We start from the raw sequence: 26,221 nt of genomic DNA on the forward strand, positions 1-26,221 counted from the left end.
GTAATCAAAGTGTCGCAAACAATTCTTGTAACTGGGGGCGCAGGATATATTGGCTCCCATGCCGTTTTAGCACTGCAACAAGCTGGATATGAAGTAATCGTTTTAGATAACCTTTCTTATGGGCATCGAGAGCTTGTAGAACAGGTATTGAAAGTTAAATTAATTGTCGGTGATACAAGCGATCGCGCTTTATTAGATCAATTATTTGCCACTCACAATATTGCAGCAGTCATGCACTTTGCGGCTTATATCGCTGTAGGCGAGTCGGTTGTTGAGCCAGCTAAATATTACCGCAACAATGTCATCGGCACACTGACACTTTTAGAAGCAATGTTAAACGCTTCTATTAACAAATTTATATTTTCTTCCACTTGCGCTCTCTATGGTGAACCTAAAATAGTTCCCATTCCTGAAGATCATCCCTTCAATCCCATCAGCCCTTATGCAACCAGTAAGCTGATGGTAGAACAAATGCTTTCTGATTTTGATGTTGCCTATAACTTAAAATCAGTTCGTTTCCGTTATTTTAATGCTGCCGGAGCAGATCCTAATGGCTTACTTGGTGAAGATCATAGCCCAGAAACTCACTTAATTCCATTAGTACTTTTAACAGCTTTAGGTAAGCGAGATTCTGTCTCAATTTTTGGTACAGATTATTCTACTAAAGACGGTACTTGTGTTCGCGACTATATTCACGTTGCCGACTTAGCACAAGCTCATGTTTTAGGTTTAGATTATTTACTAAAAGGTGGAGAAAGTCAAGTTTTTAACTTAGGAAATGGTAACGGTTTCTCAGTAAGAGAAGTGATTGAAACAGCCAAGCAAGTAACGGGTAAAGAAATCAAAATAGTAGAGAGCGATCGTAGACCAGGCGATCCACCAATCTTAGTTGGTAGTAGTGACAAAGCTAGAAAAATTATAGGCTGGAACCCGAAATATCCCGACGTAAATGAAATCATAACTCATGCGTGGCAATGGCATCAAAAACGCCATCAATAGATGAGTCAAAATGCGTCTCGCGTTTCGCCCCAGTTGAGCGCCGGATCTTGATCGTGTCCCGCCACCTTCATCGCACTTTGGTAGGCGATGCGATCTACTGAACTTTCAGGATAAGATTGATAATTTACCCGCTCATACTCATAGCTTCAATTGTCCCGATGATTGAGGCAATAGGTGCGAAAGTTCTGTGCTTATCGCCATATTCTCCCGACTTTAACCTGTACGCCTTCGGCGGGGCGAAGCCCTATGAATTATGGTGGTCACAACTGAAATCTTTTCTACGCAGGTTTGCTCCAAGTACAACACAAATGGTTGATAAAGTAATTGCAGTTGCACTCAATTTAATGAATTCTAAACATTTAAGAAATTGGTTTTCTAAATGCTGTTACTGTACCTCATAACAGCCGGAACGGCTGTATATTTTATAAAGAAGCCTTAATTAAAGGTTACTGGTCATAACCATAGGGCCAGATGGACTATGGGGCGCGGGTGACACTTCTACAGTAACGACTAACCCTTGTACAGACTGTGCAGGGGGAGTGGAAAGTTTGACCAAAACAGTTCCTCGTGAACTTGCATTAAACCGCCCCGAAGGAATTTTTTCACCATTAACTACAGCCCAAAGTTGATAAAACTGACCTTGAGGTAAAACCGGAAGATTCTGTAGGATTAAAACAGATTTGGGTTCACCTGGAGTCATCACAACACTTCCTCCCGCTTTCTCTGCCCTATCCATACCTTTGAGAGCAACTAAATGAGTATCGGGATTTTTGAGCATGGCAATCACATCTTTTTGCCGTGCTGCCTCCACCTCTAGAATACTCATTTGTTGCTTGAGATGATAGTTATCCCAACCTAAAGTAATAATAAAAGTTGCAGCGATCGCACCAGCTATCTGACTCCAAGGTAAAGAAAACCGCTTTTGAGTTGGCTTCCTTTGCATTTCACTATGGACAGTTTGCAGAATAGCTTCCTTGATGTGTGGCGGCGGTTCTACTTCAGGTAAAGTGTAGGGCATCAGTGCTAACACTTCCTGTAAACTATCTATTTCTGTGTTGAATTCAGGATGTTCTTTTAGCAGTTGGTTAAATTCCTCAGCTTCTTGGGAGCTAAGGTTGCCGAGGGCATACCCTGCCATTAATTCTGTATAACGTTCAGGAAGAAGTGGATCAGTCATAATATAATTATTCAATAAAATCTTGTAGGTTCTTTCTGAGATTTAGTAAGCCTTGGCGCGACCAAGTTTTGATGGTTCCCAAGGGTATATCTAACTTTTTAGCAATTTCTGATTGGCTAAGACCGTCGTAGTAAGCCATCTCTAATACCTGACGATGATTAGCTGGAAGTTGGGCAAGGGCAGAATGAACCTGGTGAGAACGTTGGCTTAAAGATGCTGCTTCAAATGGTGTATTAGAGGCTGTTTCAGTTTTCATCATTTGCCCCCAACGCTGAAGGAATTTCAGCTTTGTGCCACGAGAACGAATCTTATCAATTGCTCTTGAGCGAGTTAGAGTTGTTAAATAGCTACTGAGAGAACCACGGGCGGGATTGTAAGTATTGCTACGCCAGAGAGTGAGAAAAATTTCTTGGGTTAAGTCTTCTGCTTCTTGGTAATTCGCCAAAATTTTGAGTGATAATCTATAAACAAGGCTGGCATAGCGATCGTAAAGAATACCTATAGCATCAGATTGACCAGCTTTTAAGGCGCGAAATACTTCTGCATCTGTTGGGAGTACCTTTTCAGTTGGACTGCTCGTAGAGTCAATATCCATAAGTTTTGAATAATAAGCACTAAGCATCAGTCAAGTTTATAAATTTATTTCAGTCAAGATGCACCAGTATTTTGTATAACTGCATCTCATTACTTTAAATACGGTTGAAAGAGCTAATTGGTTTTTTTATTAAATATTTGTAAATCCAAAACCAGCGCGAGTTCGTAGTACTAGAGTAGCAACCATGAGGCAATAGCCATGAGATGGTGTTACTTGCTCTCATTTACTAAATATATTCAAAGGGTTAATGATATGAATTGGAAAGTGCTTGTTTTAATCGCTAGTCTGACCCTCAGTGCTGGTTTGAATTCCTGTTCTTCTCCTGCTTCTAGTAATAATCAAGTTAGTCCCAATAGTAACCCTGCTGCCTCTGATGCCATGAGTAAGGATAAGTCTGGTGACGCGATGAGTCAACCAGGTGATGCAATGAGTAAGGATAAATCTGGTGACGCGATGAATAAACCAGGTGATGCGATGAGTAAAGATAAGTCTGGTGACGCGATGAATAAACCAGGTGATGCGATGAGTAAAGATAAGTCTGGTGACGCGATGAAGAATGAGTCTACAACCAAGCCTTAAGCTCTTTGATAACAGGACTTATGCAAGATTAGTTATACCGTGTTTCAGTCTGTGTTGATCCCCCCAACCCCCCTTAAAAAGGGGGGCTTTGCGTAAGTTTTATTAGTTATTTTAAAGTGGCAGGGCGGGAAAAATCGGGGCTAACCAAAGCTGTATTTCTACATCCCAGCCTAGAAGAATTGCGATCGCACTAACCACCACAATTACACCACCAATTTTGTGTATAACGGCAGTTTTGGAGCGTAATTTCCACAAATGTCGGCTGAAATAACGCCCCCCGTAAGCTAAAGCTAGTAATGGTATCCCTGCACCCAAACCATAGAACACTAGCATCAAAAAGGCTGTGGCTGTATCATGCTTGACCGCAGCAAGGATCAGAATACTGCCAAGCACTGAACCAGCGCAGGGAGTCCACAGCAGACCAAGTTGTGTTCCTAGCCAAAATTCTCCGGCTAATCCAACTTTTTTTGGTTCTTTTAACCAACTGCCCAAACGTAGATAGCTGAATATGCGATCGCTCAATTGTGGAAAAATTGCGTTTAAACCAGCTAATAGAAGCAGTGCGATCGCACTATTCCTTAGTAAACTAGCTAGTCCCACAAACCAGCTTGCTGTTACACCAATCAAGCTACCGATAGTAGCAAAACCGCTAATTAGTCCGGCGACTAAAGCTAAGGGGCCATAGCGATGAGAAGTGAGCGATCGCCCCACGACTGCGGGTAATATAGGTAATACACATGGTGATACAACTGTCAATAATCCTGCACTTACTGACAAACCTGCTGATAGCAATGTAGAAGTAGCCATTGACCTACCCTAATAGTTTTTTAATTAATTGTTCGGTTTCCTGATAAGCTCCTTCCCCAATGTGGTCATAACGCAAAAATCCCTGGCGGTCTGCTAAAAATAGATGCGGCCAGTAATTGTTATGGTAGGCATTCCAAGTTTTATACTCATTATCCAAAGCGACTGGATAGGTAATTTTGTGTCGCTTCAGAGCTTTTTTAACATTATTCACATCCCGCTCAAAGGGAAATTCTGGGGTATGTATCCCAATCACCTTAAGTCCCTGAGCCGCATACTGCCGATGCCAACGAGTTATATATGGTAGGGTGCGTTGGCAGTTGATACAAGCAAACGCCCAAAATTGCACTAATACAACTTGATTTTTGAGGTCAGTTACTTTAAGTGGAGTAGAATTCAGCCATTGGCTAAGACCTTGAAATTCTGGTAAATATTCCTTAGTTGGTGAGGCAGCAATAGAGGTAGAGTTAGGGACAGCATCAGCAGTAAAAGCAGAAGTTGGAGTAGTTGCTTTTTTGAAACCCAGACTAAGTGCTACTGTGCCAATTCCTAGCCCAAAATATGAAATGAATTGGCGGCGTTGTAAAAGATTTTCGTTTAATTTCATTAGTTTCGTAGATATCTAATCAATCTACGAACAATTACAGAGATTGGATGTTTCTGATCGCCGTCTCAGATCTAAATACAATCCAAACAAAGGTTGAAATCGTATATTAGACAAGCCCAAATTATCACCATAATATTTTTTTCGACTAGCTTTAGCCTTGACAGCATAAAGTTTTTGTAGCTAACCGCTAAATTTACCTATTTATCAGTTATGGATTCATCTGTTTCTTCTCAACGCCCTAAGTCTCGACCTAAATCTAGTCAAGCTATCTTTGCCAAAATATTCCACTGGATTAACTTGATCAGCCTTAGCTTGATGATTAGTAGTGGACTACAGATTTATAACTCTAACCCGGTTTTTGGGGGACGCGCTGGTTGGCAATTTCCATCTATCTTCTTGTTGGGGGGTTGGCTCGCTGGAGGTAGACACTGGCACTTTGCGGCTATGTGGTTATTTGCTATTAATTTACTGTTCTACGGTACATACATTTTCATTACTCGTCGCTGGAAACATCGCTTTCTCAGTAGCAGTGACATATCTGCTATCCAAAAAAGTCAGAACATAAAACGCAAAACTTATGCTTGGCACAAATTAGCTTACACTGCGATTATTCCGATTTTACTATTACCCTTACTGAGTGGTTTGGGAATGTATAAGCCTGCTCAGTTACACTGGATTGTTGATTTTTTTGGTAGTTGGCAAGCATTAAGAGTAGTTCACTTTATTTTTGTGCCAACTGTAATAATTTTTGCGGTAATTCATTCCTTACTTAGTTTAAAAGTAGGTGGTTCACGTTTAATTAAATCTATTTTTTTATAGAGGTATAATTATGAACTTGATTCAAGTCCCAAAGCGTTACTTACCACGTCGCCGTTTTCTTCAGTTGTCTGGAATTTCCAGTCTTGGTTTATTATTAAACGCTTGTGGTTCAAGTTTGTTTGATGAAGCTGTAGGTAAAACTTTTGAACCTCTCAATCAGAGTGTAGAAGCTTTATTATTAAATCCTCAAAAGCCTGTACCTGAGTTTCCTAAGAGTGCTATCGAGCCAGATGCTTTACTCATTAATACATTTGACGAAACTCCGAAGATAGATTCAGAGAAGTTTCGTTTGACTATTGACGGTGATGTGAATAATCCTATTAGTCTGAGTATGGCAGATATTCAGCGAATGCCTCTAACTTCAATGATTATTCGCCATGTTTGCGTTGAAGGTTGGGCAGCTATTGTGGAATGGGGTGGTATAAGGTTACGAGATCTTGTGTCTCTTGCTCAACCGAAAGCAAATGTTCGCTATGCCTATTTTAAATCAGCCGATGGCTACTATTCTAGTTGGGATATAGCTTCGACGTTGCATCCTCAAACTTTGATGGCTTATCAAAAAAATGGGCAGCCTTTATCTATTGACAATGGTGCGCCTCTGCGATTAGCTTCTCCAATTAAATTAGGTTACAAGCAAAGTAAGTGGGTAACTCAAATAACTTTAGTTAGTAATCTGATGCCATCGAAAGGATATTGGGAAGATCAGGGCTACGAGTGGTTTGCAGGATTATAGACTTTATAAGTTCAAAATTTATGTGAATAATTTTAATTAATGGTAATACAAATTAGCTTTTAATTTGGATAAATTAACGCTAATAAACGAGCATTGCGACCCTATTTTGGTGAGTTTTTTTGCTTTTAAAATCAGAAGGAAACCGGAAGATTTTTTTATAACAGCAATCCAAAATCAAGGCTAGTCCGTATAACAAAGGAACCCAGACGAAGATAGAGATACTTGATAGTGACTCAACTCTTCTCGCTCATACAATATCTAGGAAATTGGAATAAAAATATGAATTGGAAAGTACTGTTTTTACTCTCTGGTCTTACCTTAATCGCCCCTCTCCCTGCCTACTCCAGTACCAATTTACACTCCCAAACTGAAGAGAATAGTGTCATTGTTGCTCAAAGTGACGCTATGAACCAAGGAGATGCTATGAGACAAGAAAGCACTATGAACCAAGGAGGCGCTATGAACCAAAGCAGCGCCATTCTCAGAACTGGTAGCACAGGAGAACAAGTTAGATCTGTTCAGAAGTTTTTAAGACGGAAAGGATTTTACAATGGATCTATTAATGGAGTTTTTGACCAGGAGACACGTGCAGCCGTTATAAATTTCCAGAATTCTCGAAAAATTTCTCCTACTGGAATTGTTGGGCCTACAACTCGAAATGCCATGATCTGAACCAAGGAGGCGCTGAAAATATTAAAGGTTTAACACAATAGCATTGCCCTGCAAAATTAGTCAGTATCAGACACAGTGTTAAACCCTAATAGTAGATAATAAAACCTGCCCTGTTGAAACAATAAACTTGGCAGGTTTTTTATAATAACTTTCGATATTTATTATTCTTCACTACCATTATCTACCCAAACTTTCCTGACTTCAGACAAAGAATCTTTTTGGGAACTTTTTTTTCATTTAACGGGACTTAAACAAAACAATATACTATTCTGCCAATGAGTGCGATCGCACTTTCGATCAGGTTAACAAATACCTGATCGTAGCTTTCCTTTAAATTGTGTTTCAGTGTGCATAAATACAGCCCCCCTTTTTAAGGAAGGCTGTATTCTATAGTCCTATTATTTTGAAAAGGAAAAGGCTTACAAATCAGCGATAACTTCTGCGGGTGGAAGAACAATGCGCTTCGCTAACCCAAGACTCTCCAACGCCTTAATAGCCCACCAAGTCATATCTAATTCCCACCATTTCCAGCCAGCTTTTGCGACATTGGGATAAGCATGGTGGTTGTTGTGCCAGCCTTCGCCATAAGTAAGTATAGCTGTCCACCAAAGATTGCGGGAACCATCTGGAACTTCAAAACGGCGATCGCCTGTCATGTGACTTGCTGAGTTAATCAACCAAGTACTGTGCCATAAAAGTACAGCCCGTAAAAACGTTCCATAAATCACAAACGACCATCCGCCCAAAAGATATAGCAGCACAGCAACGGGAATTTGCAAGGCTAAGAAATTGCTGTCTAACCATTTGTAGTAAGGATCGCGAGCTAAATCGGGAGCATACTTATTATATGTAGCGCGTTCAAAGAACTCAGCGCGAGGATACATAATCCATAACATATGACTCCACCAGAAGCCCCGACTAGCAGCATAAGGATCTTTATCTCTATCCTCTGTATGCAAGTGATGCTGGCGGTGTCCAGCGACCCAAAAGGTCGGCCCCCCCTGTAGAGCTAATGCTCCAATCGTAGCCAGGGTATACTCCAACCACTTAGGAACTTGTAAGCTACGGTGAGTAAGTAAGCGATGGTATCCCAAGCAGATGCCAATGCTACCAAACAACCAATGGAGAACAATCATCACACCAAGGGCAGACCAAGAAAAGAACCAAGGAGCCAACAGTGCTAGAGCGTGAATAGTCCCAAAAAAGCCAACATTTACCCAACTCAGTTTTAGTTGCTCTGAGGACGATTGAATTGTCCCCATTGAATTTGAAGTCATAAACTTTCCTAGTTTAAGAGTTTTGCATCCTGTTGACCTGATTCAGGACTAGCTTTTGCTTCTCCCTCTAGCTTGCTTGACCTCTAAAAGATCGCTACAGTGGAGTTAAAGATGCAAGTGTTACTTACTTTTATCTTAACAATTATTAAAATAACCTGCAAGTGAAACTTGCAAATTTATTTTATGGTCGCTCGACACAAATCTACTCGACAGCGCCTAGTGCAATCAGCACTTCAACTTTTTGCTGTTCAGGGGGTGACGGAAACCACAACTCGGCAGATTGCTGAATTGGCTGAAGTGAATGAAGTCACGTTATTCCGTCAATTTGGAAGTAAGCAGGGCTTGCTTCTAGCGGTGATGGAGGAAGCAGAAGTTTTTACTCAGCTTGGGGAAGTTTTAGGGCAACAGGCAGATCAAATTCATAGCTTGGCTCAAGCACTGGAAGCTTATGCGGATGCTCATTTACGAGCGTTGGAGCAAATTCCTGAATTTGTGCGAAGTCTAGTAGGAGAAGCGGGACACTATCCTACAGAAAACCGACAAGCGATTGGGCGTGGACTTGCTCAAGTTCATCACTACACTGTGCAATATTTAACCGCAGCCTTATCTAGTGAGCAGGTATCGCGTTTATCGGCGACAAAGTTGGCTAGTTTGCTTAATACATTGTTATTAGGCTATGCCGTAACTGAATTTACAACAGAATTTCATGAACTCTGGCAAAATCGAGAATCATTTATCAATGATTTAGTAGAATTGTTTGTTTCTACTAAACTGCTTGATTTGAACTCCGCAGAACAAACAATCAGTCTAGCTAGGGTTGAGCGCAATCTAATGGTACTAGAGGAAGAGGTTCTAGATTTACCTGCTCCGTTGGTGCGAACAATTCTGCAAAAAGCTCGCAAGTCTAATCCCCAAGACTATGCTCTAGTTTATGTGTTATTTGGCGCTGGTGTTAGTGTTGAAGAAATTGCTAGTATGTTGCGATCGCACTCTATTTTCGATCATCAGCAACATATACTGCAAGTACCTGAAAAAGCAAGGCGACAAGTTCCTCTCAATCAATGGATTATGGGATATCGCTATGGCACTTACACAAAAAATCCCCTCACCCAATGGCTAAAAACTCGCAAAGATGAGCAGCCAGCATTATTTATTAATGAGACTGGGCAACCGATATCAGAAATAGAGATACGCTTACGTTGGCAAGAAATTACGACTGATATCATTACACCATCAGGGCATCCTCCAAAAATTGAACAATCTCAGCAAACTTGGCGTATTGAGATGTTGATGCGGGGAATGAATCTAGAAGGGTTAAGTATTCTGACAGGCTATAATTTAGAACAATTGCGACCATATCTGCGTCGTGTGCAAGAAAAGGCAGCATTAGAACAAGCTATCCGATTAGATCAACGCCCAGAGATTAAAATTGATCTTTCTGGTGAATAGATATTGTAGTTTTCGTTAAATTTTAGATAGTTAACCGCAGATGAACGCAGATAAACGCAGATGTAATAACTGATTTTTGCAATAAGTTTCAGGAAACTTGCTATTAATTGGCTTTGCTCTTCAAATTCATGCTATCCCCCGGTATTGAAGGCCACCTAATTGTCAAAATAGTAGAGTCAATCTCCGCGCACCAATAATGAGCAACACCTGGCAACCAAAGAACGTAGTCACCTTCGCTCTTCAGTACGACCTCTTGATCTGGGAATTGTATCCTAAATCGTCCACTAATCAAGATAGAAAGTGTAGTTGCTTCCGTATTCGTTGCCCACTCTGGTCTACCTTCTCCTGCTTTGTGGACAGCCCATTTCATTTCTAGATGGGAGAGCGAACGAGGATCATCAGCCGGAGTCAGAAAGTGACCCATGAACCAACCCCTACGCATTTCTCCTTCAGCGAGGGCGTTTCCTACGACAACATTAGGCGACATGAGTTGATTTTCTTTTAACTAATTAATGGCACTAGAATACGTCCTAAGTTGCCGGAGTTATTATAACGTTCCAACACATCCACAGCGATTGCATTCCCCTTACCCGCCTCCACTAAAGCCACAGTTGCACCCCCAAACCCCGCACCTGTCAGCCGTGCGCCAAATACCCCTGAAGTTTCTTGCAATATCGCTACTAGAATATCCAATGCAGGTACAGAAACTTCATAATCATCGCGCAAGCTGGCGTGGGAAGCATTCATCAACTCACCAAAACGTTGAATTGATACTCCCTGGATAACTTCCAGCACTCGATTATTTTCCGTAACCACATGACGAGCGCGACGGCGTAGCGGATCGGGTAAATCTTTTAAAGCTTGGGGATCTGTAATATCCCTCAAAGCCTTAACCCGTAGTAAATGTGCAGCTTGTTCACATTCAGATCGGCGCTCGTTATATCCACTTGTTGCTAGGGTACGAGGTACACCGCTATCTATTACGACAATTTCTGCACCAGTCGGAAGAGGTAAAACTTGAGTAGAGAGCGATCGCGTATCAAGAAACAGAATATGTTCAGTATCAGCTAAACTTGATGCCATCTGATCCATAATTCCGCATTGCACGCCAGCATAATGAATTTCTGCTTGCTGTGCGATTTCGGCAATATGTACATCATTAATAGGTAGATCGAGGAGCGATCGCAACCCCCTTAATGTTGCAACTTCTAGCGCCGCACTACTAGATAAACCCGAACCAATCGGTACAGATGAACTTACGTGCAAATTTATAGAAGGTATCGTATAGCCTTCTTTTTCTAAAAGCCGCACACACCCAAATACATAACTAGCAAATCCAGACGGTGTATAGTTGCTATCTAAAATAGTTACCTGTTCATCTAAATCGGCTGAGTAAAAGTGATGCTGTGCATCGGTACTCAAACCTAGCTGCACCCTAGTACGTTGAGGAATCGCCGTAGGCAATACAAAGCCATCATTGTAATCAGTGTGTTCGCCGAGTAAATTTACTCGCCCTGGTGCGCTGGCTTCTATTTCATGTACTTGACCAAATATTTTTTGAAAGTTTTTCATAATTTTTGATGGTTATAAAAATCTTTAAGTTGACACAGCCAATACTATTGAGTGACTACCAAATACACACGCTCAACAGCATGATTTTTTGTTCCAAAATACTGTAGTAACGCTAACATCTTAAAATCTTTGCAAAAGTAAATTTCATCTTCATTTTATCTGTGTTTATCTGTGTTCATCTGTGGTTAATTAATCCAAATTCTATCTTATGCAAAAGCTCTAAAGAGCATTAACCAACCTCTAAAGGAATAGGGCGCAACCTTCCTTCTACCTCAACACTATGCCAATTCGGATCGAAAGTTAGATTTTCCAGCTTTCCATCCTCAAGAATTACAAAAGTATCTTCTATTTTTGCTCCTGATAAACTGGGATTCCAAGCAACAGCCATATTTTCCCTTAATACATCGCTAGTACCTGGATTTGCCACAATTTCTCTAGCTAAATATCCTGTAGTTCCCCCTTGGTGATGTTCGCGGATGGCATTAGGATATCCATGTTGCTGATATGCTTGAGCCAAAGCATCATACACACTATTAAGAGGTGTACTAGGTTTGCACAAATTTAAAACTTCCGCTTCAACTTCCCTAACATGACGGTGCAAATCTGACTTTTGGGGTGAAAGCGCACCAAATGAGAGAAATCGAGTCAGATTAGCATATAAACCATATCCCCTTGCACAAAATACCATCATCGCCTCCCGTCCAATTTCTTCCCCTGTCGCTGTAGCATGACGGTAAAGCGGTAAACGCCTCTCGCCAGCTACTAGGGTAAGAGTTGGATGCAACCCTCGCGCCCACAATGCTTCTGCACCTGCTCCGGCTAACTGGTATTCTGTCCAGTTAGGCTGGGCTTTTGAAAGTACTTCAGTCATAGCTTCACTAGCTTTGCGCCCTATGTGGCGATAACGCTCAAGTTCAGTCGGCATCAGCACGCGCTTATGATTTAATAGTGATTGTGGTAGCGATCGCTCATTTTTGGTGGGGCGATCGCTCAATATTAATCCCCCTTCAGTCGCATCACGCACAAAAGATTCGCGCACCGCCGCATCTGCCCAAGGGTTGACATTTAGCTGAAAATTTTCGCTTAGTTCTTCATCTGATAAGCGTGTTGCTTCAATTTCATCAGTTAATACCCAAGCATCTTGGGAAGTTACTAATATTTCGGCTATTCCAGTTTCCGCAGCCAGCAATACTGTACTAGAACCGCCAGCAGTTGCCCATGCAAACCAGTCTGTACCACGCAAGCGGATTCCTTTGGCATTAGTTTCGCTCAGTGTGTCGCGGATTAAGTTGAGTTTTAATGAAACTTCTTCATTTAATGGTTTCATAACGGTTAATTAGATAAAAATAATAGGTCTGCTGCCGTAATTGGAAAAAGGTTTGTCGAGTTACCTTTGGTAAGGGCGGGTTGAATTTATATTTTTTTATCATACCTATATCTAGGTAAACTTGCCCCTACTTTTCCCCAATGAGCAAAAGATAGTTTTGCTCATTGGTCTATTGTTTGCCACTACTGATGAGAACTTAAATATTTAAAACTCATCGTTTTATATAACAATATTTCTGGCTTGAACCTCTTCTATAAAAATTTTAAAGCTGGGATTATACTTGTATAATTTGATTAACTGTTTATAATTACAATATTTTTGTGAAATTGTTCTATAATACTTAGGGTTCTTATTATTTATATCAATTGTAAATTTATCAATCTTATTAATCTGTTGATTTAAGGTTTTTAAACAATTGGTGATTTTCGCTTTTTTATTATCTGTATAGTACAGAGGAAGCAACCAACATTCTATAGAATGAACTGAGATAGCAAAGATAATTCTGTGATTGTATTTTTCATAAAAACTATCACCAATCAGAAATTTGAATTTTTCTTTGACCTTTTCTGTGAGTTGTTCGGGAGTTAATTCACCATTCGCATCTTGCTTAGGTATATCATAATTAATGTCTTCCGAAACATCGGTATCAACCTGTATTATTACATATTCATTAAATTGAAACGATTCTTGAAACTCCCTTGACTGACAGTATTGAAAAACTAGATACCAACCACCATAAGCAGATTTATTTTCATCATCTTTATTCCTTTCTGGTTGCAGAGGATTGAGAATAATATCATCACTATTAAAATAACCTGATAAAATGTTTTCAATAACTATCTGATCTGTTAATCCCTCTGTAACTAATCCAAAAGTAGTCATAATTAAAAATTTTTAGGGAGTCCTCCAATATAACCTCTTAAAAATGCTTCTGATAATTTTACAGGCTGTTGTCCTTCTAGAGGTTGAGGAGAAAAAATACGTCTTGCTTTAGTATGACCTAATTTATTCCGGTAAATCACAAAAATTCTTTGTTCATCATCATTTAAGTCTAATCCATCTAAGATAGCAGGATTGTGAGTTGTAAATATGACTTGTTTACTATTATTTTTAGCTAAGTGTACTAATTCTTCAATTAATCTACGACATAATCTGGGATTGAGAGAAGCATCAATATTATCTACAGAGAAAAAATTAGGTGTATCATCGCTAATAAACAGACAAAAATAGAATAGTAAAAATAAAAAGCCTTCATTAGAACTATTTTGATTAAAATAATTCAGTTCGGGTGATATATATCTATCTTTGATTTTTATAGCTCTTTCACCAGGCAATAAATTCTCAGGAATATCCAAATCTTCAAACCAGTCTATAAGTTGCATTTCATCTTTAATTTGTTGCAACTTTTGTTTCTTTTCTGTTCTATTTAAAACTGTTAATAATTTGAATAAGCCTTCTCCCTTGATGCCTAAAGGTTGTATTTGTCCTTCTTTGTCAAAAATTCTTAGGCTGGAGTTTTCAGGAGAAAAAATTAAAAATTTCTTTAATAAATATCTATCGTCGTTATTTGTACTTACTTCAATAATACCGTTAATAACATCTGAAATTGTTTGATTTGAATAATTAAGCTTGTCTTGAACTATTAACTTTGCAACTCGTTGAATTTGGCGTTCTTTTTCTAATTTATCTAAATTTTCCCAGCTTGAGTATGGCTGATTGGGATGTTGTAAATTGTATTTAATTACTTCACCATCAGCCAAGGTAAAACTGACTTGGATGTTTTTTGTGATGTTTGTTTGCTCAAAAGCAGAGCGCATAAATTCAGGTTCAGTAACCCTCATGCCTCTAGAAGTTAAAAATTCGTTATCTAATTTATCATTTGCTGCTGCTGAACCTAAAGCTATACCTTCTAGAATATTTGTTTTACCACAACCATTTTCTCCAATAAAAACTGTTACTCTACCTAGTTCAATTTTCAGTTTTTCAATAGATTTATAATTTTCTATGGAAATTTCTCTAATCATACAATCGTGCTAGGAAATTAAAATAATTATACCAATTAATAAATGTAGTAACCCAACTGTTGTATTTAACCCCACCCCAGCCCTCCCCTTATCAAGGGGAGGGAGCCAATTACCCCCCTTGATAAGGGGGGGGATAAAGGGGGGTAATTTAAACTTTTGCTCATTGGTCTAATTAGTGCTTCGCTATCGTTCTCACGTCTTGCTGCTCAAAGTAATAACTATTGTATCAATCAAGTATTCCCTTTACTTATGTAATTTAAAGGTTCTTTATTTGTCCTTCCAGGTTAATAGCTACAGCTTGCAGATCCTTAGCTTTCTCTTCAGGAAGAGCATCATTTGCAAACATCCCTGCTGCTAATTCTGTCCCTGCTAAATACTTCAACCGATCGCTTGTACGATAAGGTGGATAAAATTGCGCGTGTAAATGTGCTTCTGGATGCAGTTTCCCATCAGTAGGTGCTTGAAACCAAGCCATTAAATAAGGAAAGGGACGATTCCACAAGCCATCATACTTGAGAGTCACAGTCTTTAATGCTCTAGCAAGTCCTACACGCTGATTTTCCGTCAAATCCATAAATGTAGCAACAGGCTCAATCGGTGCAAGCCACACCTCATAAGGATAACGGGCGCAAGCGGGTACGAAGGCGATCGCATATTCATCTTGATAGATAATCCGCTTATCATCCGCAATCTCTTTTTGAATCAAATCTTGCAGCAAACCGCGCTGATTTTCCTGGTAATATACCTGTTGCATATCCAGCATTCGTGCTGGAACTGGTGGCACAAAAGGATAGGCGTAAATTTGCCCATGAGGATGAGATAATGTCACCCCCATCTCTACACCCTTATTCTCAAAGGGCAAGACATACTGAATATTAGGGTGTTCACCTAGTATAGATGTGCGATCGCCCCAAACTTGAAATAGCAGTTCTATATGTTCCAACGATAGAGAACTTACAAACGCCTGCGGATCTTGAGTAAACACTACCACCTCACACGCACCATTGGCGGGGAGAGTGTCAACAATACTCACAGGCGGATCATGCGCCTCTAAATACATTGAGGGAAAGCGGTTATCAAACACCGCTACGTCATATTTTCCTTGAGGAAGTTCTGTGGGGAAATTCGGATCGCTCGTAGGTGCTAACGGGTTGTACTCAGCAGGGGGCATAAAAGTACGCCCCTGACGATGAGAAGCATAAGCAACCCATTCCCCCCGCAAGGGATGCCAGCGCAAATGGGGATTTGCAACCACTGGCTCCTTGCTAGGGCTGGGAGCAATAATATCATCAGCAATGGGATTGCGACTATATAAAGTTAGCTTACGTCCATCTGGTTTTAACAGCTTGTAGGAGTACATCTTGCTCCTCCTGCGAGAGTCGCAGCGCGAATTGCTTCGATGGGAAACTTCGGTGTGCGATCGCTATACAGCAATCCATTAGCTTCCTGAAATGTATCAGTTAACTGTGTATAACAAAAACCGCTAAACATTTCAACTGTACTTACCGCCTGTAATAGCGCCGTATATTTTATTTGTAGCTCAGAAATATTCCAGCAACGCTCATATCCCCAAGCTTTGTCCGCGTCTGGCGTTTCAGAGGGCGCAAATGCAATCCCACCAAATTCCGTCAGCATCACTGGTTGTCCTTGATGAGCATAACCGTCAAGTGTCAAAACCCGCCCGCCTGGACGACGACGATCAAATAGATCCGATGGCTTAATCTCATTGCCATAACGATGAGCTAACTGTAGGGGATTAGTATCATAATCATGGATAGCAATAATGTCGGTTGTTGTACTCTCCCAACCATCATTACCAATTACTGGGCGAGTCGGGTCTAAAGTTCTAGTCAAGTAATATAAAGCTTGAACATAATCTCTGTTAGCTTGAGACTCTACTAAATTAGGAACTCCCCAAGATTCATTAAACGGAACCCATACCACAATACAAGGGTGACTAACATCCCGCTCGATTACCTCAGTCCACTCCTTAGTTATGCGCTGCACCGCTTTAGGAGTAAAACGATAGGCGCTGGGCATTTCCTCCCATACCAACAAACCTAGAACATCTGCCCAATACAGAAAACGCGGATCTTCAATTTTCTGGTGTTTGCGTACACCATTGAATCCCATCATCTTAACTAGCTCGACATCGCGGCGCAACGCTTCATCTGAAGGTGCAGTCATCAGCGTGTCTTCCCAGTAACCTTGGTCTAGAACTAACCGCAGATAGTAGGGTCGTCCATTCAAGGTAAAGCGATCGCGCTGAAGAGTTACGCATCGCATCGCAGTGTAAGATCTGACCTCATCAATCAGCTTGTCATCTTCCCAAAGTTGAATCTCTGCATCGATCAACGTTGGTTTTTCAGGACTCCAAAGCAATTCATTACGATAGTCATCAAGACCAGGATCGGATAAAGCAATGCGTCGGTGAATCTCTCCGTTAATGACTTCGTAGGAATCGTTAACTAAAACTTGCTTACCAACACTCAGTTTTACTTTTAATTGCAAACCACTTACTGGTAGACCTGCAAGAGTTGCCTCAATGCCAATTTCCCAACGCTCAAATTGGGAAGTCCAGCGAAGGCGCTCAATATAAGTAAGAGGAACGTATTCAACCCAGACTGTTTGCCAGATACCTGAAGTGCGAGGATACCAAATACTGTGAGGATCGAGTTTCCAATCCTGCTTACCGCGCGGTTTAGCAAGGTCGTGAGGATCGTCGCTTGCCCAAACTGTGATGCGAGTTAGTTTGTTTTCATCTAATACTGAGGTAATATCTATCGTGAAGGGAGTATGTCCACCTTCATGCTCACCCACGAAATGATTGTTGACCCACACACGGGCATGATAGTCTACTGCTCCAAAGTGTAGCAGTACCCTACCTTCACCGCGTTGAATCTCAACTTCCCGCTCGTACCAGCAGTTGGGATGAAAACCTGTATCACCAACTCCACTGCGAACAGATTCGGGAGCAAACGGCACTTCAATAGTATGCGTCCACTCACTTAAATGATTTGGACAACTATATTGCCCCTGGTCGTCAAAACTAAATTTCCACTGACCATTTAAACTTTTCCAATTGCTGCGCTGCAACTGTGGTCGTGGATACGCTGCTGCTGAATCAACTATAGCCTTGGTATCAAGCTTAGATGATTTTTCCTCACAATTTTCTATCACTCTACCCAACGATTGCATAAAGGCATCTATCCTAAGTCAGATATATTGTTCCCTGCCATATCTTCAATCTAACTTTTTATGGTGATAATTTCCTACCTTTTTAGTAGGAAAAGATTTACCTTAAGGGCAGATACGGATTAAGACTAATTAGGCTTAGGTGCAAAGTGTTACAGCAATTAGCATTCAGCTTAGGTTACGCCAAGGCGCGAAGTGCATACAGTAGTCAACTTTTGTATTTTCACACTTCCTGTCTAGGTTTCACCATTACAAGTTGTCAATCGCTCTGCTTGCGGTGCTATATAAGCTGTTGTGTTTCTAAATTTTATATTTGAGTAGATGGAGGAGAGAGGAGGGAGGAGAGAGGGTTATAGGGTTTGATAACTTTTCTCTCAATTATAAATTGAACAATTTAGATGCGCGTTAGCTTATCTCTCTAAAATAATTAAGGGGTAGGCAAAAAACCTATCCCTTAATTATAAATAATTTATTTGTCAATCTTGTGAAATGAGTGTGGTCATAAGTAGTTGGCACTTTCTTTTAAGCCCCCCTGCTTCCCCTATTTATCACCACTAACAGGTTTTGACCACACCCTTTTGAACGTAGCTGATTGACATCCTCCCTCCGAAGCATTCGGAGTACCGAATATAGCGGGGGATTCCAAAGATTGCTCTTTGGGCTTCCTCTTTCCACGAGTTGATTTGCTTGAAGGAATTTCTTCACTTCCTGTATTGACCAGTCTCTCCAGAGGCGTTAATTCCGACATGACCTGTCGTACTCAATGCTTTTTCTAATATGTTTCGTGCCGCGTTCCAATCCCTGTCTTGAGTGTGTCCACAATGAGGACAAACATGAGTTCTAGTGCTAAGGGTTTTTTTGACAACCTGACCACAGTTAGAGCAATTTTGGCTGGTGTAGTGGGGTGGGACTGCGACAGTTATCACGCCAAACACCTTGCCGAAATACTCAACCCACTCACGAAACAGCGACCAGGAAGCGTCACTAATTGATTTAGCTAAGCGATGATTCTTGACCATATTACGCACCTGCAAATCCTCATACGCCACAAGGTCGCTAGACCTCACCACGCACCTTGCTGTCTTTACAGCAAAATCTTTACGCTGGCGACTTACTTTGAGGTGTTTACGTGCAAGTTTATTTCTCAACTTGGCTCTATTGTTGGAACCCTTTTTAGTCTTAGACATCCGGCGTTGCAATCGCTTCAAAGACTTCTCACTCTTGCGAAGATGTCTAGGATTTGCAACTGTCTCTCCATTGCTATCGGTGTAGAAGTGGGTCAACCCCACATCTACACCGATAGTTTTACCCGTTGGTTCTCGCCTTTCCACTCGTTCATGGTCGATACAAAACTGGGCATAATACCCATCAGCACGACGCACTACCCGCACTCGTTTAATCTGCTTGAGTTGATAGAAGTGCAGGTCACGGGTTCCCCAAAGCTTAAAGGTTCCCGCCTTAAATCCGTCAGAAAAAGTTATATATCTGCGGTCGTCAGAAAGTTGCCACCCGCTAGTTTTGTATTCTACAGAACCATGTGTAGCAAGTTTTTTAAACTGAGGATACCCCTTTTTCCCTGGCTTACTCTTTTTGCAGTTGTCAAAAAAGCGAGCAATGGCAGACCATGCCCTTTCTGCACTGGCTTGACGAGCCATCGAGTTAAGCTTTCCTGCCCAAGCAAATTCTTTGCCCAAGACAGCACAATACGCACTCAACTCATAGCGCCCCATGCCCCGATTGTCCATCCAGTATCTCAGGCAGGAATTACGCACGAAAAGAGCAGTACGAATAGCTTCATCAAGCTTCTCGTACTGCTCTTTCAATCCCTCAAGTTTTGCCTCAAATACCAACATGGTTACGTTGCTTTGCTTGACGTAACTATCCTAACACAAATCCTGTCCGCAATTCATCTCACCGCCAAGCTGAGTACAGCTATGTCGGGAGATGAATTGCGGTTGATGGTAAATTACCACAATGCTCGCACAGGAGTAGATTGCCTGCTGGGATTGGGAGAAGTTGAATTTTGATTGCCGCGAGGTTGTTGGCTAACACGCAAGATTGGACTGACTAACGCTAATACCTCATCTCTTGTAGCGTAACCATCAAAGGCTTCTGAATTAAATGGAATAGGGGAACCGCTACGATTTTCTTTGTAAATTACTTCATTAGCATTTCTAATCCAAGGTCGTACATTACTACCAAGTAAAGTTTGGCGTAAGGCTCGGATACCCGCAGCATGACGAGCTTCTACAGAGTGTATAGCTAAAGCTCCGGCTAGTACTGGTTTAGCAGCTTCTCCTGCTGCTAGTAAGTTTTGTACTTGTCCTTTATAAGCTGCTGCCCCTAAATCTTCTACAAACTGTCCGGCTAGGAGAAGATCCGCAGCATTAGCAAAGGGATCTCGACCTAAAATGGCGTTGTAATTAGGATTTTCGGGAATAGTAACTGCATCGGGATTACCACCTAATAACGTTAAGATTGGCGATAAATCTGCAACGTGGCTGGCTTCATCTTCTCCGTAAGAAACTAGCGCGTCTTTAGCTATTTCGGGAATATTTCCCAGCCTACCGTTAGCGACTTCATTGTTGGCACGGCGGTAAAAATCAGCTTCCAACTTTTCTAAAGTTAGAGCATATTCTACTACTTGCCGAGGTGTCAATCTCGCACTTTGAGCGTAGGCTGATGCGGGATTTGTAAACAACGATATTAATATTGCGGGCAGTATTAACAGAGCGATGTTAGCAGGAACAATTGCAGCGATCGCATTACCAATCTTACTGATTATCTTCGTCAAAAATCTTTGGGCAGTAGCAAACGTGCCACCTGCCCAATTTACCACTAGGGCTAAAATGTTTTTCATTTTAATTAATTCCTTCGTTCAGGCAACAAGCGAGCCAGTAATCGGATTGTTTAATATGTTGAGTGAGCTAACAATTTCTACAATTTGCCTAGGTGTGTATAATTCATCGTAGGCACGACCTTTAAAGGGGTTAATCTCGCTGACTAATTCTGTATCGCTTACAGCGCGATCGCTATCTGGCTCTGTAGTTGGTCTTTTTAGTAATGCCCGAACTCCGGCAGCGTGACGAGCTTCTACTCCTACAATTGATCCGGCGGCTAGAAGGAATGTAGGATTTGTTAGCTTTGTACCTGCACCATTGTATGCGTGTACGCCTACATCTTCTAAGGCAACGGCGGTATTTAAAATTTGACTGCGATTAGCCAATATAGCTGCTAATCCAGTATTGTTAAAATTCAGATCTCGTGTTTGGAAGATTGCATTTCTTCCTAGTACATTCCGTAGAAATGCCACATGGGCTGCTTCGTGTGAACCCAAGGCTCTCATGTATTCTAGTTCGTTGCGATCGCCAATCCTTCCACTCTTTACGACTGCTGCATAAAAGGCTGATTCTAATTCTTCTAGCAATAGAGCAAAATTAAGAATCCCGAAATCATTATCATTAAAATTTAGAGTTTTTAGACTATTACTTGGCTGGGCATTTAATGCTTTAGGTATGGCTGTACCTGCCATTGCTCCTATACCTATCAAGCCCCATTTTAATAAGGTGCGACGCGATGAAAGTATTTTTTCCATCTGCTTTATTGGCAAAGCCATAAGCTAATTCCTCTCAATACTTCAAGCAAAAATACTTGTTTGCTGTTAACCGTATCATGGGGATTAACAATTGTTTTATACCTTTTGATAGATAGTAAATTTATTGAGAATATTCAGTAAGTACACTACATATACTAATATCTTTTTTCTTCCAGCGATTCCTATTTTTTACCTAATATTTAGTTATTCGCACTATTAAAAAACTCTCTTATTCTGGTATTAAACGCCTAGTAGCTAATTTTTTAATATTGATAAGTAGCTCGACATTAAAAAAGATAAAATGCAAATCTCCCCCTCCCCTTACTAATGGGATGGGGTTGGGGGGTGGGGTAATGCGTTTAATTATATTGACCTACTTACCTGAAATTAGATAAAAACTGCTAATTGTCGGCAGATCATTTAAAATTTTAAGCTTAGGAAATATTGAATTAATTAAAAAATACATCTTCCTGTTGAAAAGCAAATATATATTCGTAGTCAAATATTAAAGAGTTGGGATGACGAATTATAGAAAATCCAAAATTAGTCACTATTTCTGTAGTAAAAGTTACTATTACTAGCTCTATTAATTTTTTTTGGGGGATTTTTGGTTCTTTTACAAAATAATCACGCTTATCAAAAAAACCTTTTTTGATTTTAGGTATAACTATTCCATTAAGTTCATGAGTATGTTGGATTGGCTTAATATAAGTACTAAAAAACTCTTCTTGATTCTTTTGAAGCTGATATAATCTTTCGTGTTGCCACCAACTCATTTTAAATAGCATTTTAAGCAATTCAAAGCCTAAAATATAATTAAAAAGATTATTTCGCTCTTGGGTATCACTGACTAATCGCAATGCAGATTCTAAATATAATTCTGGTTTTCTACGAACATCTTGAGATGAATGAATAAAAAATTGTCTAATATAGCTTCTCAAAATACCTTCGCTTAAATCCGTTTGCAAATAAAATTGTTGCAAATACTCTGTAACTTTCTTTTGAGTATCTCGATCTTGAAGCGTTTTTAAAACTAAACCATCTGCTGTATATTCATCTAAAAACTCTGCTTGCATTTCTGGAGAAGATGCACACATTATATGGCATAAAGATAAAACATAACTCCGTTGTTGCCAAGGTAAACTTTCTGCCCATTCTCTCGCTGGTGCAGGCAGTTGTTCGAGAATATTATTTGATTTTTTACGACCAGCACCACTGGATTTTTTTTGTTTGTTTTCAGCCATATAAATAATATTTGCAATTAGATTCAACTAAATACAACCAAAATTAACTCAATTTTTAATATTCGTTGAACCTATTAGTTAAGTAGTTTAATGATATTTTAACGTATATGCTTAGTTGTTTTAGTTGTATTGCTTCGGCGCTGAAAGCGAATGAGGAGTAATTCTACTGCTCTTTTGTCACGTCCTCCCACGAAAGACCCGACTATTGGCGTGTGTAACGGTGCTTAACGCCAATTGGGAAATATTCTGGATCTCCCATTGAGGCTAGTGATACTTGGGGCGTTTGGTATTCCTTGGGAACATAATTAGCAAATTCACTATTAAGCCGTAGCAGTTGAGAGAGAATAGAAGACGCGATGGCGTTTAGTTTCTCCTCACTACCTTCTCTCCTTGGCGCTAACTCCACAACCACCGATAAAAATTTATTCTTGTCTGCATCTTCCTTAACTTGCATCACAAACTTACCAGTCACCCAATCTTTAATTCCTGGTTGTTCTAATCCCACAGTCACATTTTCGGGATAAATATTCGCCCCAAAGTAAGAAACAGTAAAGTTAGAACGTCCAAAAACGTAAACGAAAGGTAAGCGATGAATTCCTCTAACTTTACCCTCAGTTGCGAAAGATCCAAAGTGTTCTTTTTGCAATGCTGCAATAGGATCAAAATCCCATTTTGCTAAAAACTCTAACATTGCATCATAAGAAATTAACCCTCCTGTATCCGAAATGTGATAACGCACCAAGGGAACACCGTTATCGCCTGAAAATAACAGCGTATCTTCATGGGTTTCAAAAAAGCGACTCAAAGGATCGTATTGTACTAAAGTAGGTAAGCGCGACTCGCCAAATAATTCTTTAGCTGCGTCTGGATGATTGGCAAAAAAGCGGCGGATGCAAATACTTAAAGGTGTTTCATTTCCTAATACACCCGCGTCTGCTGTTCCATAAAGTGATGCAGAATTATAACAGGGATTATTTGAACCGACTCTTTCCCCAACTAAATTGCGCCATTCTTCACTAAAAACTTCTCCTGCAAATACCATTTTGATCTGATACTGTTGCCATTCCACCCCACGCGCAATGCCAGTATCAATTACATCTTTAATAAAAGGTGGATAACCTAGCAATACTACTTGCTCAAATTCAGAACCTAATTCTTGTACCACCCTAAATATTTCTTCTTTATTATTCCCAGGAGTAACAACAGTAATCGGATATCCTTTACTAGCTAGGTAGCGGCAGCAATTAGCTGTAAACATTCCACCAACCCAAGTTCCTAAAGTAAAACAAATTACAGCTAAAGTGCGACGAGTATCAGCAGAAAAGCTATCGTAAAATATTTGCTCAAAGCGTGTAGCAATTTGTAACTCATCCGCAAAAAAGCGCGGCCAAAAAGTCGGTTTACCTGTCGAACCTGATGAAACTGCAATCATATCGCAGGTTTCTAACTGTCCATGACGACATAAAGCAGCTAAAGAGTGACAGCGTAGGTAATTTTCTTTAGTAATTAAAGGTAATTTTTCAAAATCTGCGTAAGTTTGGATTGATTCAGGGTTGATGCCGTGTTCTTTGAGAAAACTTTGATAAGCTGGAACCGTATTTGCAACAGAGTGAAACAGTGCGATCGCGGAGTGACTCCCCAGGAGTATCGCATTTGCTTCTGGTGATATTTTCTCATGGCTTGCCAAGCGTTGCTCAAACGGTGTATTAAGGAAATCTTGAAACGCCGTAAATGCCCGTTGACGTTTTTCTTCCAGCATTATTGAGTCTTAAGGGTAGGGGGTGAGGTTCTTACTACTATAATTCAGGAATTTTGCTAATCTACAATGAAGTTAATCAGTTGCTATAGTCTATTGACTGTAAATGACCTTCCTATATTGCACTCAAGGACACGAAAACCCTCCCGTTAATAAGTTTTGTCAAGAGTGCGGTAATGCGCTCCCAATTCATGTTGGGAAAATTATAGATAACCGCTATCGCATCGTGCGCTGCCTGGGACAAGGCGGTTTTGGGCGTACCTATTTAGCGGAAGATATCACTCAAGGCAATCAAAATTGTGTTTTAAAAGAATTTGCACCGCAAGATCAACCTGGATCGCAGTTGCAAAAAGCGCAAGAATTATTTGAGCGAGAAGGAAGTGTACTCTACAAGCTTCAGCATCCTCAGATCCCCCGCTTGCGCGAGATGCTGCGGTCTAATTTATCGGGGAAAGAATTTTTGTTTTTAGTACAAGACTATGTAGAAGGTGGAACTTACTATCAGTTTCTAGAAACCCGTAAACGTCAAGGTAAAACTTTTAGTGAGGATGAGATCCGCGAACTGTTACTTCAAATATTGCCCGTTTTATCTTACATCCACTCACTGAATGTAATTCATCGTGATATTTCCCCTGATAATTTAATCAAGAGACAGGCGGATGGGCTACCTGTATTAATTGATTTTGGTGGAGTTAAGGTATTGCAAGCAACCGCCTTTGCTTGGTTGAATTACAAAAATATACTACCAACGCGGTTAGGTAAGGCTGGATATGCGCCAGAAGAACAACTAAAACAGGGAACAGTTGCTGGTAATAGCGATTTGTATGCTTTGGCAGTTACAGCTTTGGTATTGCTGACGGGTAAGCAAGCTGATGAATTGTATGATACATATAACGCGGTTTGGCGTTGGGGAGAGATTAATGTTAGTCCGCAATTGCAAGCAGTCTTGAAAAAAATGCTGGCTTATAAAATGCGCGATCGCTATCAGTCGGCATCAGAAGTTATCCAAGCACTACAGTCTGCAACACCCACACCGCCACCTAACCCCAATATCTCTCGTATTCAGACTGCTGTAGTTGCGCCTGGAAAACAACATTCTCCTCCTCGATCGCAACTTCACAATATTGGTTCTCAAGTACTTGCTGCTGTTTTTAGAGTTCCTAGTTGGCTACCTCACTCAGCAAAAACATTTGCAGCTACGTTAGCCATAGGATTATTAGTTGCAGGGGGTTTTCATTTTGTTAAATTCTTAACTGAGGGAAATCCATTAGCACCTTTGACAAAGGGATTACCTAGTATCAACAATAACCCATCTAAACTTTTAAGTCGTCGTCAAGCATTACAAATTCCAGAAGCTTTCTTTAATAATTTAGTAAATGAACAATTTTATAACAAACATCCAGAATTAAATAAACGTAATCTCACTCCTGAGCCAGAAGATTCCCAATTACGAGCAGAATGGCAAACTATTGGTGACAATTTTATTAATAAAATTGAGCAAGGTAAAGTTAGTAAAGATGCTTTGAGCAAACTAGGAAGTTATAGTCAAAGAGATGCTGAAATTTGGCGGCAGAAAGCCAGAAGAGGTGAGCTAGGTAACTATACACTTAACAAGTTAAGAACAGCAACTGATGCTAAGTTTTATCAATTATTTCCCGAAGAACGACGTAATCCGAAAAAATCACTACTATTAGGTCAAATTTGGTATGCGATCGCTGCTGATAAAGTTAGTGAATTAGAAACTAGAAATTAACTTTTTATCTTAAAATCATCAATTAAGTTATGTCCGGTAGTAAG

At 40.4% G+C, this 26,221-nt stretch carries 23 protein-coding genes and 1 pseudogene; 7 read left to right on the forward strand and 17 right to left on the reverse strand.

From position 1 onward, the window contains the following. The first annotated feature begins 9 nt into the window (after positions 1–9). Complete coding sequence (gene galE, locus CRI9333_RS17295) at positions 10–999, forward strand: UDP-glucose 4-epimerase GalE (protein ID WP_015204470.1); 990 nt, start codon at positions 10–12, stop codon at positions 997–999. 439 nt (positions 1,000–1,438) lie between these two features. Here the strand turns inward: galE and CRI9333_RS17300 are convergent, their stop codons facing one another. Together CRI9333_RS17300 and CRI9333_RS17305 are read right to left on the reverse strand one after the other, a co-directional pair. After that, complete coding sequence (locus tag CRI9333_RS17300; RefSeq protein WP_015204471.1) at positions 1,439–2,176, reverse strand: anti-sigma factor; 738 nt, start codon at positions 2,174–2,176, stop codon at positions 1,439–1,441. A 7-nt stretch (positions 2,177–2,183) separates the two neighbouring features. Further along, on the reverse strand, positions 2,184–2,771 hold the full coding sequence (locus tag CRI9333_RS17305; protein ID WP_041226772.1) for a sigma-70 family RNA polymerase sigma factor: 588 nt from the start codon (positions 2,769–2,771) through the stop codon (positions 2,184–2,186). A gap of 252 nt (positions 2,772–3,023) precedes the next feature. On the opposite strand from CRI9333_RS17305, the gene CRI9333_RS17310 reads away from it, so the two are divergent. Next, positions 3,024–3,350, forward strand: a complete 327-nt coding sequence (locus tag CRI9333_RS17310) for a hypothetical protein (RefSeq protein WP_015204473.1) — start codon at positions 3,024–3,026, stop codon at positions 3,348–3,350. Between the two features lie 111 nt (positions 3,351–3,461). On the opposite strand, the gene CRI9333_RS17315 is transcribed toward CRI9333_RS17310, so the two are convergent. Next, positions 3,462–4,157, reverse strand: coding sequence for a cytochrome c biogenesis CcdA family protein (locus tag CRI9333_RS17315; protein WP_015204474.1), 696 nt, complete (start codon positions 4,155–4,157; stop codon positions 3,462–3,464). 4 nt (positions 4,158–4,161) lie between these two features. Next, positions 4,162–4,761, reverse strand: coding sequence for a thioredoxin family protein (locus CRI9333_RS17320; protein ID WP_015204475.1), 600 nt, complete (start codon positions 4,759–4,761; stop codon positions 4,162–4,164). 210 nt (positions 4,762–4,971) lie between these two features. Between CRI9333_RS17320 and CRI9333_RS17325 the strand changes: the two genes are divergently transcribed. From CRI9333_RS17325 to CRI9333_RS25080, 3 genes are all read left to right on the forward strand, one after another. After that, entirely contained in the window at positions 4,972–5,580 is a 609-nt protein-coding gene (locus CRI9333_RS17325) for a cytochrome b/b6 domain-containing protein (protein WP_015204476.1), read from the forward strand. 10 nt (positions 5,581–5,590) lie between these two features. After that, positions 5,591–6,313: a molybdopterin-dependent oxidoreductase gene (locus CRI9333_RS17330; RefSeq protein ID WP_015204477.1), complete on the forward strand. Its 723-nt coding sequence runs from the start codon at positions 5,591–5,593 to the stop codon at positions 6,311–6,313. Positions 6,314–6,592: 279 nt separating this feature from the next. Continuing rightward, positions 6,593–6,985: a peptidoglycan-binding domain-containing protein gene (locus CRI9333_RS25080; RefSeq protein ID WP_015204478.1), complete on the forward strand. Its 393-nt coding sequence runs from the start codon at positions 6,593–6,595 to the stop codon at positions 6,983–6,985. 419 nt (positions 6,986–7,404) lie between these two features. On the opposite strand, the gene CRI9333_RS17340 is transcribed toward CRI9333_RS25080, so the two are convergent. Further along, positions 7,405–8,262 carry an acyl-CoA desaturase gene (locus tag CRI9333_RS17340; RefSeq protein ID WP_015204479.1) on the reverse strand — a complete coding sequence of 286 codons (858 nt, stop codon included), beginning with the start codon at positions 8,260–8,262 and terminating at the stop codon, positions 7,405–7,407. A 183-nt stretch (positions 8,263–8,445) separates the two neighbouring features. Here CRI9333_RS17340 and CRI9333_RS17345 point away from each other — a divergent pair, with 183 nt between their 5' ends. Next, positions 8,446–9,711: a TetR/AcrR family transcriptional regulator gene (locus tag CRI9333_RS17345; RefSeq protein ID WP_015204480.1), complete on the forward strand. Its 1,266-nt coding sequence runs from the start codon at positions 8,446–8,448 to the stop codon at positions 9,709–9,711. Between the two features lie 103 nt (positions 9,712–9,814). Here CRI9333_RS17345 and CRI9333_RS17350 read toward each other — a convergent pair whose 3' ends face one another. From CRI9333_RS17350 to CRI9333_RS17405, 12 genes and pseudogenes are all read right to left on the reverse strand, one after another. Then, complete coding sequence (locus tag CRI9333_RS17350; RefSeq protein WP_015204481.1) at positions 9,815–10,198, reverse strand: hypothetical protein; 384 nt, start codon at positions 10,196–10,198, stop codon at positions 9,815–9,817. Between the two features lie 14 nt (positions 10,199–10,212). Then, entirely contained in the window at positions 10,213–11,283 is a 1,071-nt protein-coding gene (gene galK, locus CRI9333_RS17355; RefSeq protein WP_015204482.1) for a galactokinase, read from the reverse strand. 229 nt (positions 11,284–11,512) lie between these two features. Further along, positions 11,513–12,610, reverse strand: coding sequence for a M24 family metallopeptidase (locus CRI9333_RS17360; RefSeq protein WP_015204483.1), 1,098 nt, complete (start codon positions 12,608–12,610; stop codon positions 11,513–11,515). A 219-nt stretch (positions 12,611–12,829) separates the two neighbouring features. Then, positions 12,830–13,492 carry a hypothetical protein gene (locus CRI9333_RS17365; protein ID WP_015204484.1) on the reverse strand — a complete coding sequence of 221 codons (663 nt, stop codon included), beginning with the start codon at positions 13,490–13,492 and terminating at the stop codon, positions 12,830–12,832. Between the two features lie 2 nt (positions 13,493–13,494). Continuing rightward, a complete protein-coding gene (locus CRI9333_RS17370) occupies positions 13,495–14,634 on the reverse strand; it encodes an AAA family ATPase (protein ID WP_015204485.1) in 1,140 nt (379 codons plus the stop codon). 256 nt (positions 14,635–14,890) lie between these two features. Next, positions 14,891–15,994 carry a galactose-1-phosphate uridylyltransferase gene (gene galT / locus CRI9333_RS17375; protein WP_015204486.1) on the reverse strand — a complete coding sequence of 368 codons (1,104 nt, stop codon included), beginning with the start codon at positions 15,992–15,994 and terminating at the stop codon, positions 14,891–14,893. After that, positions 15,973–17,832: a glycoside hydrolase family 2 protein gene (locus CRI9333_RS17380; protein WP_015204487.1), complete on the reverse strand. Its 1,860-nt coding sequence runs from the start codon at positions 17,830–17,832 to the stop codon at positions 15,973–15,975. The genes galT and CRI9333_RS17380 overlap by 22 nt, the downstream gene beginning before the upstream one ends. A 631-nt stretch (positions 17,833–18,463) precedes the next feature. Then, a pseudogene (locus tag CRI9333_RS17385) lies at positions 18,464–19,682 on the reverse strand (RNA-guided endonuclease InsQ/TnpB family protein); the annotation flags it as partial. 113 nt (positions 19,683–19,795) lie between these two features. Then, positions 19,796–20,689, reverse strand: a complete 894-nt coding sequence (locus CRI9333_RS17390) for a ferritin-like domain-containing protein (protein ID WP_015204488.1) — start codon at positions 20,687–20,689, stop codon at positions 19,796–19,798. Between the two features lie 18 nt (positions 20,690–20,707). Then, positions 20,708–21,445, reverse strand: coding sequence for a ferritin-like domain-containing protein (locus CRI9333_RS17395; protein WP_015204489.1), 738 nt, complete (start codon positions 21,443–21,445; stop codon positions 20,708–20,710). A 428-nt stretch (positions 21,446–21,873) separates the two neighbouring features. Then, a complete protein-coding gene (locus CRI9333_RS17400) occupies positions 21,874–22,668 on the reverse strand; it encodes a hypothetical protein (protein ID WP_015204490.1) in 795 nt (264 codons plus the stop codon). 202 nt (positions 22,669–22,870) lie between these two features. Beyond that, positions 22,871–24,427, reverse strand: coding sequence for a phenylacetate--CoA ligase family protein (locus CRI9333_RS17405; RefSeq protein WP_015204491.1), 1,557 nt, complete (start codon positions 24,425–24,427; stop codon positions 22,871–22,873). Positions 24,428–24,530: 103 nt separating this feature from the next. Between CRI9333_RS17405 and CRI9333_RS17410 the strand changes: the two genes are divergently transcribed. Beyond that, complete coding sequence (locus CRI9333_RS17410) at positions 24,531–26,177, forward strand: serine/threonine-protein kinase (protein WP_015204492.1); 1,647 nt, start codon at positions 24,531–24,533, stop codon at positions 26,175–26,177. The last annotated feature ends 44 nt before the right edge of the window (positions 26,178–26,221 follow it).

The organism is Crinalium epipsammum PCC 9333 (assembly GCF_000317495.1).
GTDB lineage: Bacteria > Cyanobacteriota > Cyanobacteriia > Cyanobacteriales > PCC-9333 > Crinalium > Crinalium epipsammum.

Bases quoted from the DNA above. Each gene is read 5' to 3' on its own strand.
- CRI9333_RS17410 (WP_015204492.1), top strand. From the start codon at position 24,531: ATGACCTTCCTATATTGCACTCAAGGACACGAAAACCCTCCCGTTAAT.
- CRI9333_RS17395 (WP_015204489.1), bottom strand. From the start codon at position 21,445: ATGGCTTTGCCAATAAAGCAGATGGAAAAAATACTTTCATCGCGTCGC.
- CRI9333_RS17390 (WP_015204488.1), bottom strand. From the start codon at position 20,689: ATGAAAAACATTTTAGCCCTAGTGGTAAATTGGGCAGGTGGCACGTTT.
- CRI9333_RS17360 (WP_015204483.1), bottom strand. From the start codon at position 12,610: ATGAAACCATTAAATGAAGAAGTTTCATTAAAACTCAACTTAATCCGC.
- CRI9333_RS25080 (WP_015204478.1), top strand. From the start codon at position 6,593: ATGAATTGGAAAGTACTGTTTTTACTCTCTGGTCTTACCTTAATCGCC.
- CRI9333_RS17405 (WP_015204491.1), bottom strand. From the start codon at position 24,427: ATGCTGGAAGAAAAACGTCAACGGGCATTTACGGCGTTTCAAGATTTC.
- CRI9333_RS17345 (WP_015204480.1), top strand. From the start codon at position 8,446: ATGGTCGCTCGACACAAATCTACTCGACAGCGCCTAGTGCAATCAGCA.
- CRI9333_RS17300 (WP_015204471.1), bottom strand. From the start codon at position 2,176: ATGACTGATCCACTTCTTCCTGAACGTTATACAGAATTAATGGCAGGG.
- CRI9333_RS17365 (WP_015204484.1), bottom strand. From the start codon at position 13,492: ATGACTACTTTTGGATTAGTTACAGAGGGATTAACAGATCAGATAGTT.
- CRI9333_RS17320 (WP_015204475.1), bottom strand. From the start codon at position 4,761: ATGAAATTAAACGAAAATCTTTTACAACGCCGCCAATTCATTTCATAT.
- CRI9333_RS17350 (WP_015204481.1), bottom strand. From the start codon at position 10,198: ATGTCGCCTAATGTTGTCGTAGGAAACGCCCTCGCTGAAGGAGAAATG.
- CRI9333_RS17370 (WP_015204485.1), bottom strand. From the start codon at position 14,634: ATGATTAGAGAAATTTCCATAGAAAATTATAAATCTATTGAAAAACTG.
- CRI9333_RS17340 (WP_015204479.1), bottom strand. From the start codon at position 8,262: ATGACTTCAAATTCAATGGGGACAATTCAATCGTCCTCAGAGCAACTA.
- CRI9333_RS17315 (WP_015204474.1), bottom strand. From the start codon at position 4,157: ATGGCTACTTCTACATTGCTATCAGCAGGTTTGTCAGTAAGTGCAGGA.
- CRI9333_RS17400 (WP_015204490.1), bottom strand. From the start codon at position 22,668: ATGGCTGAAAACAAACAAAAAAAATCCAGTGGTGCTGGTCGTAAAAAA.
- galT (WP_015204486.1), bottom strand. From the start codon at position 15,994: ATGTACTCCTACAAGCTGTTAAAACCAGATGGACGTAAGCTAACTTTA.
- CRI9333_RS17310 (WP_015204473.1), top strand. From the start codon at position 3,024: ATGAATTGGAAAGTGCTTGTTTTAATCGCTAGTCTGACCCTCAGTGCT.
- CRI9333_RS17325 (WP_015204476.1), top strand. From the start codon at position 4,972: ATGGATTCATCTGTTTCTTCTCAACGCCCTAAGTCTCGACCTAAATCT.
- CRI9333_RS17305 (WP_041226772.1), bottom strand. From the start codon at position 2,771: ATGGATATTGACTCTACGAGCAGTCCAACTGAAAAGGTACTCCCAACA.
- galK (WP_015204482.1), bottom strand. From the start codon at position 11,283: ATGAAAAACTTTCAAAAAATATTTGGTCAAGTACATGAAATAGAAGCC.
- CRI9333_RS17330 (WP_015204477.1), top strand. From the start codon at position 5,591: ATGAACTTGATTCAAGTCCCAAAGCGTTACTTACCACGTCGCCGTTTT.
- CRI9333_RS17380 (WP_015204487.1), bottom strand. From the start codon at position 17,832: ATGCAATCGTTGGGTAGAGTGATAGAAAATTGTGAGGAAAAATCATCT.